This is a genomic window from Acinetobacter sp. SWAC5 (genome assembly GCF_003419885.1).
Classification (GTDB): Bacteria; Pseudomonadota; Gammaproteobacteria; order Pseudomonadales; family Moraxellaceae; genus Acinetobacter; species Acinetobacter cumulans.
Window position 1 is genome coordinate 165465 of the sequence record NZ_QUWR01000005.1, and the last position, 11891, is coordinate 177355.

The 11891-nt window shown below is 40.4% G+C and carries 9 protein-coding genes and 1 rRNA gene; 5 read left to right on the forward strand and 5 right to left on the reverse strand.

All coding sequences use genetic code 11. The features are described 5' to 3' along the window. Positions 1-161: 161 nt before the first annotated feature. Positions 162-782: a TIGR00730 family Rossman fold protein gene (locus tag DYI81_RS05590; RefSeq protein ID WP_117006943.1), complete on the forward strand. Its 621-nt coding sequence runs from the start codon at positions 162-164 to the stop codon at positions 780-782. A gap of 75 nt (positions 783-857) precedes the next feature. On the opposite strand, the gene DYI81_RS05595 is transcribed toward DYI81_RS05590, so the two are convergent. Further along, positions 858-1823: a hypothetical protein gene (locus DYI81_RS05595; RefSeq protein ID WP_117006936.1), complete on the reverse strand. Its 966-nt coding sequence runs from the start codon at positions 1821-1823 to the stop codon at positions 858-860. Between the two features lie 307 nt (positions 1824-2130). Between DYI81_RS05595 and mdtD the strand changes: the two genes are divergently transcribed. From mdtD to DYI81_RS05620, 4 genes are all read left to right on the forward strand, one after another. Continuing rightward, positions 2131-3522, forward strand: coding sequence for a multidrug transporter subunit MdtD (gene mdtD / locus DYI81_RS05600; protein ID WP_117006937.1), 1392 nt, complete (start codon positions 2131-2133; stop codon positions 3520-3522). A 161-nt stretch (positions 3523-3683) separates the two neighbouring features. Next, entirely contained in the window at positions 3684-4397 is a 714-nt protein-coding gene (locus DYI81_RS05605) for a glycoside hydrolase family 25 protein (protein ID WP_227865910.1), read from the forward strand. A 28-nt stretch (positions 4398-4425) separates the two neighbouring features. Then, positions 4426-5481 (forward strand): DNA polymerase IV, encoded by a 1056-nt coding sequence (gene dinB, locus DYI81_RS05610; protein ID WP_117006938.1) that lies wholly within the window; start codon positions 4426-4428, stop codon positions 5479-5481. Positions 5482-5975: 494 nt separating this feature from the next. Then, on the forward strand, positions 5976-6341 hold the full coding sequence (locus DYI81_RS05620; RefSeq protein WP_106983832.1) for a RidA family protein: 366 nt from the start codon (positions 5976-5978) through the stop codon (positions 6339-6341). A gap of 74 nt (positions 6342-6415) precedes the next feature. Here the strand turns inward: DYI81_RS05620 and DYI81_RS05625 are convergent, their stop codons facing one another. The 4 genes from DYI81_RS05625 to rrf form a co-directional block, all read right to left on the reverse strand. After that, a complete protein-coding gene (locus DYI81_RS05625) occupies positions 6416-6955 on the reverse strand; it encodes a DUF2726 domain-containing protein (protein ID WP_106983831.1) in 540 nt (179 codons plus the stop codon). A 447-nt stretch (positions 6956-7402) separates the two neighbouring features. Continuing rightward, positions 7403-9814 carry a YgiQ family radical SAM protein gene (locus DYI81_RS05630; RefSeq protein WP_117006940.1) on the reverse strand — a complete coding sequence of 804 codons (2412 nt, stop codon included), beginning with the start codon at positions 9812-9814 and terminating at the stop codon, positions 7403-7405. A gap of 197 nt (positions 9815-10011) precedes the next feature. Next, positions 10012-10851 carry a M48 family metallopeptidase gene (locus DYI81_RS05635; RefSeq protein WP_240627346.1) on the reverse strand — a complete coding sequence of 280 codons (840 nt, stop codon included), beginning with the start codon at positions 10849-10851 and terminating at the stop codon, positions 10012-10014. A 932-nt stretch (positions 10852-11783) separates the two neighbouring features. Continuing rightward, positions 11784-11891, reverse strand: a 5S ribosomal RNA gene (rrf, locus tag DYI81_RS05640); the annotation flags it as partial.

Here is an 11891-nt window from a genome sequence, read left to right on the forward strand (position 1 = left end):
CAAGTTTTTAGTATATCAAGATGAGACAAAATTTCATCTTTTTTATGCAACGACTATTTGCGTTTTTTTGTGCAAAACAGCCCGCTTCGACATAAATAAGTCATCCTTAAAAGTTAGGCTAGAGCCGTTAAAAATAACGTGCTAAGGTAATAAAAACAATGATGAACAGCGTATTCAATATGTCGAATCAATTACAAGAAGTCTCTCCTAAAACAACCACTCCCCTTGTTGCACTGTATTGTGGCTCACGCTCGGGCAACAACCCTATTTATTTAGAAAAAGCCGTGGCTTTGGCCCAAAATATTGCAGAGCATGGCTTTGGTTTGGTCTATGGTGGTGCAAGTATCGGACTGATGGGCCAAGTAGCCGATGCGGTCATTCAACATGGCGGTGAAGCGGTCGGCGTAATCCCTGAATTTATGCTGGATTATGAAATTGCACACCACAACCTTACCGAATTACATGTGGTGCGTACCATGCATGAACGTAAAGCCATGATGGCCGAACGTGCCAGTGCCTTTATTGCTTTGCCTGGTGGTTTAGGTACTTTTGAGGAAATTTTAGAAATTGCCACTTGGGGGCAACTGAATCAGCACCAAAAACCCATGATGCTCTACAATGTGAATGGCTTTTATGATGCTCTGATTGTTCAATTAGACCATGCCGTACAAGAAGGATTTTTGCCACCACAACATCGTGCCAAACTGATTGTGTGCAATTCATCTAAACAAATTTTAAATGCTTTAAAAAATCTAAATTGTCCAAAACAATTTGTGGTGTAGCGTTAGCTCTCAGCTGAAACATCAAAAAAGCGGACCTGATGTCCGCTTTTTTTCATTCAACTTAATCTATTCGACTCAACCTGAAATAAGTTGATAGAACCAAGGCAAAGTTGTAGCCAATACAATACTCATTATCAGACCAATCATGAGTTTCATGGCATCTTTACTCACATTACGTGAAGTGCGGTACTTATTGACCTCATGTAAATGCATCGACATCGCAAACTCACGACCAGCAAGTAAACCTAAGAATACCCATGTAGTACTCATTGGAATATTGCTCCACTCTTTAAACACCAACAAAATTGAGGCGTAAATAAAGTCGATAATCGTAGCTGAACGTATATCTGCAACCCCAGTTTTGGTATCAATAATTTTTTGAATTGCCCCGCCCCGCTGGTACAAAATCACACCGAGAAGCACCACAAATAAGCTCACGGCAAAAATCATAAAACTTAGGGGCACTTGTCGTGGCAAATAAACAAAGATATTGGCTAAGTCTTGAATTAACCATTGGCTCCATAAAAAAGCCGTAGAAATCCACTGTAAACCAATCCAAATATGTGAGGGCTCCTGATCACGCGTCTTACTGAAATATACCGAAATCTGTTTAATCACAAAGCGGTAAACAATAATGCCCACCACAAAAGCAACCGCATAACCCATCATCGATTTGGTCAGCATCGAGCCCAAACTACTTGGCGAAAATATTGTAAGCACCAAGAAAGTTGTACTCACAGGAATCCCATATTTGGTTAATAATATGAGTAAAATCGGCGGCACGATATATAACCACGTAATGCCTTCTTTCGGGAATGGAATCGTTTCCAAGCGTCCGTATGATGCATCGCCTGTACCTGATGCATACCAGCCATACATCAATACCACCACTAAAATCGTACTGATATATAGCCATAACACCCACCATGGGCGGTGTGCATTGGAAGAAATAAACGTGCCTAAAGTTTGCGGAACGTCATTTCCAACAATGGAATAGGCTGCTAAGCAAAAGCCAATCACCATTAAGATTTCAATTGTCATGAAAACAGAATACCTTTGCCGTACAGAAAAAGCCCCTCATACACTGAAGGACTCGAAGCTATTATGACAGCTAAATAGCAAGACAAACAATTTCAGCCTCGTATTTTATGTATTTACAACCGAAACGTAGCCCAAATCGCGTATTTAAGAGCTCATCTACTGCATGCCCTGCTGTTCAAGCAACTTGAGGAATTGATCTAAAAAGCCTAAAACCAAGATACGGTTTTAGCACATGATTTTCTGTCTATTCCCCTGTACATTGCGTACACTGCTTATACATCATTCTCCGTTATTTTTTGCCCTGCTTATGAATGCCACGCCCACACATCAAGCCTTACAACCCGAATTTAGACTTTTGGTTTTGCTGGTGTCTATTGGCTTTTTTATGCAAGGGCTCGACACCACAATTGTAAATACTGCCATTCCTGCCATGGCGGGTAGCTTGCAAGAAGACCCGCTCCAATTACACAGCGTGGTGGTGGCTTATGTGCTTGCTGTGGCGGCCTGTATTCCTCTCAGTGGTTGGCTAGCAGATCGCTTCGGGGTTCGAAATACTTATTTTAGCGCGATTATTATTTTTACCTTGGCCTCATTGGGCTGTGGCATGTCGAGCTCTTTGAATGAATTATTATGTTTTCGCGTACTTCAGGGCATTGGTGGTGCATTACTATTACCCGTAGGCCGTCTAGCCATGCTGAAGGTCATTCCGCGTACGCAGTTTTTATCGGCCATGAGTTTAATGAGTCTGGCTGGTCTCATTGGTCCACTCTTGGGTCCAACGCTCGGTGGTTGGTTGGTGGAAAATACCAGTTGGCATTGGATTTTTCTGATTAATCTTCCCATGGGTATTTTAGGATGTTGTATTGCATTCAAGGCCATGCCTAATGTGACTGAACCCACGGTACAGCGTTTTGATTTTGCAGGCTTCATCCTTCTCGTGATTGCCATGGCTGGCCTGACCCTAGGTATTGAACAATTTGCCAGCGTGGAAAATTCACTGCAGTGGAGCATCGGCCTGATGTTTGCAGGTCTCATCGCTGCACTGCTTTATGCGGTCCATGCCCACACCCACCAAAATGCCTTATTCCGCAGTAAAATGTTTAAAAACCGCATTTATGCAATCGGAATTGTGGGGAATTTCTTTGCGCGCTTGGGGGGCAATGCCATGCCCTTCTTGTTGCCTCTGATGCTCCAAGTTGCCTTTGGCTTAGAACCCTTAATGACAGGTTTACTCATGATTCCAACTGTTTTAGGTTCTTTGGCCTCTAAGCCCCTTATTCGTCCAATCATCCAACGCTTTGGCTATCGTCATGTCTTATTGGTCAATACTTTACTGGTCGGAGCTTGTATTGCCAGTTTTGCATTGAGCACCCCGTCGACCCCAACGTGGATATTGGTCAGTCATTTCTTTATTTTTGGTCTACTCAATTCATTGCAATTTGTGTCTATGAACACACTCACGTTAAAAGATTTGCCACAACAAGATGCCAGTAGTGGCAACAGCTTCCTTTCTATGATCATGATGGTATCTATGAGTATTGGCGTGGCATTGGCAGGCACATTGGTCAATATGTTTATGGCCTATTATGGCAGCTCGCATGTGCTCAATGCATTCCATATCACGCTAATGTGTTTAGGAGCCATCAACCTCATTACTGCGCTTATTTTTTGGCAAATCCCCAAACATACGGCGGTTTAAGGCGACAAATCATCTGTCGCCTCGCCCGATGCAGAAAGTACATAGTGTGCTCAGAAACTTCGCGCTATCATAGAGATCTCTTTAAAAGACTTTGATCTCTTATGAAAAAATCATCTGCACTCAGATCATACACACCCTATATCGGTGTCACAGGTCTAGCGATGATCGCGCTACTGATTTATATGCTGTTGGTGCCTCATCGACCAGCCAGTGCAGAAGAGTATCCAGTCAAAGGCTTCGACGTTTCACATCATCAAAAAGATATTCAGTGGAATAAAATCTCCCCTGAAAAATTTCAATTTGTGTACTTGAAAGCCACCGAAGGTGGCGACTTCAAAGACACCAAGTTCCAAGACAACTGGTTGCAAGCCCGTGAACGTGGTTTTTTAGTTGGCGCCTATCATTTTTACCGGTTATGTCGTGATGGCAAAATTCAGGCTGAAAACTTTATTGCAACCGTACCCAATAAAGACGATGCCTTGCCCCCTGTGATTGACCTCGAATATGACAGTCAATGTATAAATACGTATAGCAAACAACAAATGCTGCAAGAAATTCAATACATGCATGATCGTTTGGCACAGCACTATGGTAAGCAGCCCATTTTTTATGTGTCGAAGTCTTTTTATAATATTGTGTTGGCAGGTGAGTTTCGCAATACCCCACTTTGGGTACGTGAATACAAAGGCAAGCCTGATTTAAAAGACCAACCTGAGTGGCTATTTTGGCAGCATACCAATCAAGGTCAAATACGCGGGATTGCCACCACAGTTGACCTCAATGTGTTTCAGGGAAGCCAAAAACAATGGCAGGCTTTTTTACTCAAAAATGGCCTCTATCCACCTCAACTTAAACAAAAGACTGCTCCAAAATAAGTTCGACCTAAGCACTTAAGATCCGCCTATGCGCAAAATTATCCATATTGATATGGACGCTTTTTATGCCTCTGTAGAGTTAAGAGAGCGTCCCGAGCTGAGCCATTTACCTGTGGTGGTATCTTCACACCATCCACGGGCTGTGATTTGTGCGGCCTCCTATCCTGCGCGTGAATTTGGCCTGCGCTCAGCCATGTCGATGAGCCAAGCGCTTAAGCTCTGCCCACAAGTGACCGTTATTGAACCAAATTTTGATAAATACCGAGCAGTATCAGCACAAATCCACCAAATTTTTCAGCGTTATACCACGCAAATTGAACCACTCTCGCTAGATGAAGCCTATTTAGATGTGACTGAAAATTTGCAAAACCTGCCCAGTGCAACTGCGGTTGCTGAACAGATCCGTGCCGATATTTTTAATACCACAGGACTCACCGCCTCTGCTGGCGTTGCGCCCAATAAATTTTTGGCCAAAATTGCCTCAGATTGGAATAAGCCTAATGGCATTTGTGTAATTAAACCCAATCAGGTACAACAATTTATCCAGCACTTGGCGCTCAAGAAAATTCCAGGGGTAGGCAAAGTCACGCAAGAAAAACTTAAAAGCCTAAATTTAGAAACACTTGGCGATTTACAACAAGTGGATGAAAATCTGCTGATCCAACACTTTGGGAAATATGGCAAACAGTTATTTTTATATGCTCAAGGCGTTGATGAGCGACCCGTTCAAAGCGCACGTCAACGGCAGCAAATCTCCAAAGAAACCACATTTGATGCAAATTATAATCTACAACAATGCCTGCCTTATTGGCCCAAATTGATTGATCAAGTCTGGAATGCCCTCGAAAAAAAACAACTGCACGCCCGTGGTGTATCAGCCAAACTTAAGCTGAAAAATTTCCAAGTCATCCAACACAGTAAAAGCTTTAAACACGTCTTACACAGTAAACAAGAACTGCATCAAGCCCTTACGCAACTATTAGAAGAAATGCATATCGCTCCAAATTTGCAATTTCGTTTAATTGGTATTGGCGTGTATCAATTGAGTGAAGTACAAGCCGATGCCCAGCTTTCACTGCTTTAGTTCCTTCTTAACGCTCAACTTTTACACAAAAGAATAAAATTAAAGCAATTTATACTTCACATTGCCACAATATAGAGTAATCTATCAGCGCGGTGCATTTATCCATGTATACGCTGAGATGCTGAAAATCACCTTTACTTTCAGCATAATGTCCTGTAGTTGGCGTGACGATCAATCCGAATATTGCAGGACATCTCTGCTGTCATTCATGGAACACTTCTCTTGCATGTCTCCTGCCTCCCCCCTTCAGCTAAACCAGCTTTTAAAAAAATATGCGCATAAAGACGCTTTAAATTGTTTAGCACTATTATCGTCAATTGCTACAGCTTTATCCCTCATGATGGGTGCAATACACTGTATAAACATTCTGTTTTTTGCTTGGGTTGCCAACCGTTTGGATCAGCATGAAATGTGCTATTTGCTAGTTTAATTGGTGATTTGGCTACGTTAAGATTGTTTAAGGCCTTAAATGCACAAAACACAGGACTAAATTCATGACCATACAAAGACTTCATGTCTCTTCGCGCTTTTCTGAAATTGCTATCGCTGGAAATTTAGTCCATTTGGCAGGTCAACTTGCCACAGATACCAGCTTAGATATTCGAGGCCAAACCCAACAAACCCTCGACATTATTGACCAGTTTTTGGCAGATGCTGGCACAGATAAAAGTCAGATCATGTCTGTGACCATATATTTAAAGGATATTGAGCAAGACTACGCCGCTTTTAATGAAGTTTGGGATGCATGGGTAGCAGACATCGAGGCCTTACCCCGCACCTGTGTAGAAGCAAAAATGTATTTACCTGAAGTATTGGTTGAAATGACCGTTGTGGCTATTAAGCCAGTCGCAACAGCTTAAATCGTTAATTTAAAAATAAAAAAGCATGCTTCTGCATGCTTTTAAAAAAATGATTGATATACCGACTTGAACAGCTAACTCAATAACTTCACTTTCTTGCGCTCTAAATCAGAATAAAGGTGATATTTCTTTAAACCATTGACAGTCGGCGTATTTAAAATTGGAGCATTCGGATTTAAGAAATCTTCCCGAAGTTGAAAATACTCTGGTACATCGTCATATCGCACTACACGGTATCCCGCCATTTCCAATAGCGCATCTTGATATTGTGCAAGCTGTGGACGTTTGAGAACCATAGGATCATCCACTGCTACAATTGCAGTTACTTGTTGATTTTGATCTAAAATAACAAAATCAGCGACCATATTACGGTATTTATTACGTGTCCGATAATATTTGGTTGTTAATAAGGCATCAAAAGAAACATGTGCCAATACAATATGGCTCGGTAAAATTTCCTTAAGCCGTGTATAGGTCAATTGCTCATTGATATTAAAGATCGCACGTTGTTTAAGCGCGCTATCCTGTTGCTTTTCTCCAGTTTCTAAACTTTTCCAAGCAATCATTAGCATACAGAGGAGTAAAATACTCCCTATTACAATATAAATTGCCATGTTACATAATCCTTTACATTTCTTATAATCATTCGGACTGCACCACTAGCTTTACCCACCATCAAAACGCTGGGATATTCTATCGAGTGTACAGTCTGTTTTATTTTAAATTGTCCAAATCATCAATTTGCTTCCAATCCTCACGAAAAACATATCCAAATTTACAAAATAGCGTAACTTTCAAATATTCAATCCATTGGACTAGAACAGCAAAGGCAAATCATTTGCCCTATTTCACACTGTAGATCATTCGCAGAAAAGCTGGCAAGCACAGATTTAAAACCCAACCACAATTCCGACAAAATGCATACCAGATGTCCATCTCACCATATTTTCAGCACCAAATGCATAAAAACCAAGACCAATATAGGGTTCATGTCGAACACCTAAATCAAGCACATAAAAAAGGATGCCGAAGCATCCTTTTTTTAAATTTTAATATGAACTTTAAGCACGTGATTTAGGCTTAGACTTTCCTTTCGTTTGACTACCCGAAAAAGGTTTTTTGTCACCTGTTTCACGTGGCGGTAAACCCGTATGTTGCGTCAAAATTTGTCCACGTTCAGGTCGTTTTTTGGTATTTGAAGGGCGTTGACCTTGTGCAGCCTTCGTGCGATTACCTTGCTCACCAGTACGTTTTTGTGAATCGCCCGCCACGCTTGAATTTTTCTTACGTGCTGACTTGTATTCACCTTCTACACTTGCAGGCTGATAGGTTGGAATCAAATGTTGCTTAGAATTACCAATCAAATCTTGGCGACCCATTTCCTTCAAAGCTTCACGTAATAATGGCCAGTTATTTGGATCATGATAACGTAAGAATGCTTTATGCAAACGACGTCGCTTCTCACCTTTCACAATATCTACATCTTCAGTATAACGCGCGACTTTCGCCAGCGGGTTTTTACCCGTGTAGTACATGGTCGTTGCTGTTGCCATTGGTGATGGATAGAAGGTTTGTACCTGATCGGCACGGAAACCGTTCTTTTTCAACCAAACAGCAAGGTTCATCATATCGTAATCGGTTGTACCCGGATGCGCCGCAATGAAGTAAGGAATCAGATATTGCTCTTTACCTGCTTCTTTACTAAAGCGATCAAACATTTGCTTAAAGCGGTCATAAGTACCAATACCAGGTTTCATCATCTTCGATAATGGGCCTTTTTCGGTATGTTCAGGTGCAATTTTTAAATAACCACCGACATGATGTGTCACCAACTCTTTGACATATTCAGGATTAAGCACCGCTAGGTCATAACGCAAACCAGAGCCGATCAAAATCTTTTTAATACCCTTTAATGCACGTGCCTTACGGTAGAGCTGAGTTAAAGGTGCGTGATCAGTATGTAAGTTTTGGCAAACCCCTGGGAATACACATGATGGCTTACGACAGTTCTTTTCAATTTCAGGATCTTTACATGCCAAACGGTACATATTTGCCGTTGGACCACCTAAGTCTGAAATAATCCCTGTGAAGCCTGGCGCAGTGTCGCGAATCTTTTCAACTTCACGCAAAATCGATTCTTCAGAACGGTTTTGAATGATACGACCTTCATGTTCGGTAATCGAGCAGAAGGTACAACCACCAAAACAGCCACGCATAATGTTCACAGAGAACTTAATCATGTCAAACGCTGGAAAACGTGCTTGACCATAAGATGGATGTGGTAAACGCGCGTATGGAAAATCAAAGACATAATCCATTTCTTCCGTAGTTAACGGAATTGGCGGTGGGTTTAACCAAACATCACGTTCGCCATGCTTTTGTACCAAAGCACGTGCATTACCTGGATTGGTTTCCAAATGTAAAATACGGTTAGCATGTGCATAAAGCACAGGGTCATTCACCACCTCTTCAAAAGCAGGCAAACGAATTACAGCTAACTCACGCGGTGGTAATTTGTGTTTAATTGCTTTCGATGAGGGCTGTAGCTGTACAATTTGCGTGTCGCTATCAAGTTGATCACCTTCACGCACAATTGGATTAGCAACCAATTCTTTTTGGAAGTTTTGATAATTGGCTAAGCTGTTGCCTTTATCTTGTTCAATCTCACAACCATCTAAATCTTCGGTCATGACATAAGGGTTGATGATGGGATCAACGCGGCCAATAGTATCCACATCATTTGATGCGATTTCTACAAACTTCGCTTTTGACGCGCGATTATGCTTATTAATAATAAATGCAGTACCACGAACATCGGTAATCTCGTGGATTTTTTCGCCTTTGGCTAAACGATGCATCACCTCAATGATTGAACGCTCACCATTACCATACATGAGTAAATCGGCTTTTGAATCCATCAAAATTGAGCGACGAACTTTATCTGACCAATAGTCATAATGTGCAATACGACGTAATGAACCTTCAATACCACCTAAAAGCACAGGAACATCAGGATAAGCTTCACGTACGCGTTGGCAATATACTGTTGCAGCACGGTCAGGACGTTTATTTGGCAGATTATCTGGCGAATAAGCATCATCTGAACGGATTTTACGGTCAGCCGTATAACGGTTGATCATAGAGTCCATGTTCCCTGCCGATACACCCCATGCAATATTCGGTTTACCCAGCACTTTAAATGCTTCAGCAGAAGTCCAATCAGGTTGCGAAATAATACCTACGCGAAAACCTTGAGCTTCCAAAGTACGACCAATAATACCTGTCACAAATGATGGATGATCGATATAAGCATCACCACAAACAAAGATGAAGTCACAACTATCCCAACCGAGTTGGTCCATTTCCTCACGTGACATCGGCAAAAAAGGCGCTGGTTCAAAGCATGACGCCCAATATTTGTCGTAATCAAACAACGCTTTAGGCGCTGTCTGCATGGTATAAGCAGTAGACATGGCTAGCAATTCTCGGCTGGCAGATGGAAGATCAAAAGTAGATCAAAGATGAAAGCCGATCATTTTACCATGAATTCTATTCAGCTTGCTTGATTATAATTTATACAAAACCTATTAACTAATAATTATAATTTCATACAGACAGCACATAAAAAAAAGAGCGCCTGGAGGCGCCCTAAACTTGGAACATGTACATATTAGTTTTTTACAATCGCTTGTGTTGTATAACGATCTGCTTGCCCTTTCACGGCTAAAGCTTGTTCATATTTCACTTGCATTGCTGGTAAATTCTTTTCGATATTGGCCATACGTTTTGCAAATAAATCATCATTCATTAATGGTTTAACATTATATGCTTTGCGACGAATACTTTCGGCTTGGAACTTATTCCAGAATTTCACGGCTGCATCAGGGTTATATCCTGCACGTGACATAATATCTAAACCAATAAGATCTGCTTCAACCTCAATGTTCCAACCTTGTGGAATCATCGCTGTTTGACTTGCAGCACTTGCTGCTGCTGAAGCAATACCGCCAACACCTGCCGTAGCTGTTAATAGTGCAACATTACTTGCCAACATGATTGATGCTTTTTCGCGGTTATGGTCGCGTAGTGAATGTGCCATTTCATGCGCAATTACAAATGCAAGCTCATCTTCATTCAGCTTTAATCCCCAATACAAACCCGTATTCACAATAATTTTGCCACCTGGTAATGAGTGTGCATTTAACTCACCATTTAAATTCCCTTTGATATCCCAATTCCAAGCTTTCGCCCCAGTACGAAAAACATCAGCTTCAGATTTAAGATTTTCTAATACATGATCCAATTTACGGTCAATCACTAAAACTTGCTTATCTTTTGCTTGATTCACAAAGCGCTTATAAGATTTATCCGATTGTGCATTCCATACCTTTTCAGGAATCACCATAAATTGTTTACGCTCAGCACCAGCCGTACCCATTTTTGTAGTACTCATGCAACCAGTAAACAACAAACAGCCTAGTGTCATCGCTAAAAAATTAAGATTTCTCATAAATCACCTTTGGCTATTAAATACTGTGGGAATAAGCATATTAAAGTTAATTAGAACTAAAAAATCAAAGCCATTCATCGGAAGACCAATGAATGATTAAAAAATATTTTTATTTCTTATTTTTCATAAGCTTATATTAATACAAAAAACATTAACCCCCTCATAAATATCTATAAATTTGAATCATTATTCAAATTTAATATGAATAACATGATGTAGTTCATACTATTTCAAATAATAGCAATTTTGTATTAATAAAGCCTATTTATTGGTTATATTTCACATTTTCTTATTAAATTGATAGTTTTTCACATTACAAATGAGATACAATTCACACTTTATAAAATTACAAATTCTGCTGTTTTTTTCGCCAAACATAACTTTGGTCGTATTGAAATCTATCCTCGATAGCAACAAAAATGAAATTACTTTCAAAAAATTGCTCTTTTTTATGTAAAAAACGAGCTTAACATCGTCAAATTTGGCGAAAAAATCTAGATTTCGCCTAAAAAATAAATACCATTACCATGTGAAAGCCTAAAAAATGCCAAATAGCATAAATACAAATGAGCAATATTACTTATAAATTTAACTTTATAGCTCTCATAAGATTATTATGAGCACACAGATATATTGATATTAGCCATCATTTTAACTGCTTTATAATAAGCTGAATGATCAATGGATTTGCAGAAGCTAAGCTCACTCGATCATACTATTGAGCCTCTAAGCGTTAAAAACGCTGCAATGGACATATCTCAACACTGATAGCTCGCCCTGCCCTACACACTTTCTGAGCCAGCCTTCTAGTAGCCTCCAAGCCCTCTTTCTGTATATTCTTTATTTATAACATTCCAATTTTTCTAATTTCTAAAATATTTCACACATAAAAAAACACCCCCTGCACTAGTCAGGGGGTGTTTCGAATAATGAGCTGGCGATGACTTACTCTCACATGGGTAACCCCACACTACCATCAGCGCTAAGAGGTTTCACTTCTGAGTTCGGGAAGGGATCAGGTGGTTCACTCTTGCTATTGT

Coding starts and splice junctions, on each gene's coding strand:
- DYI81_RS05590 (WP_117006943.1), top strand. CDS start 162: ATGAACAGCGTATTCAATATGTCGAATCAATTACAAGAAGTCTCTCCT.
- DYI81_RS05595 (WP_117006936.1), bottom strand. CDS start 1,823: ATGACAATTGAAATCTTAATGGTGATTGGCTTTTGCTTAGCAGCCTAT.
- mdtD (WP_117006937.1), top strand. CDS start 2,131: ATGAATGCCACGCCCACACATCAAGCCTTACAACCCGAATTTAGACTT.
- DYI81_RS05605 (WP_227865910.1), top strand. CDS start 3,684: ATGATCGCGCTACTGATTTATATGCTGTTGGTGCCTCATCGACCAGCC.
- dinB (WP_117006938.1), top strand. CDS start 4,426: ATGCGCAAAATTATCCATATTGATATGGACGCTTTTTATGCCTCTGTA.
- DYI81_RS05620 (WP_106983832.1), top strand. CDS start 5,976: ATGACCATACAAAGACTTCATGTCTCTTCGCGCTTTTCTGAAATTGCT.
- DYI81_RS05625 (WP_106983831.1), bottom strand. CDS start 6,955: ATGGCAATTTATATTGTAATAGGGAGTATTTTACTCCTCTGTATGCTA.
- DYI81_RS05630 (WP_117006940.1), bottom strand. CDS start 9,814: ATGTCTACTGCTTATACCATGCAGACAGCGCCTAAAGCGTTGTTTGAT.
- DYI81_RS05635 (WP_240627346.1), bottom strand. CDS start 10,851: ATGAGAAATCTTAATTTTTTAGCGATGACACTAGGCTGTTTGTTGTTT.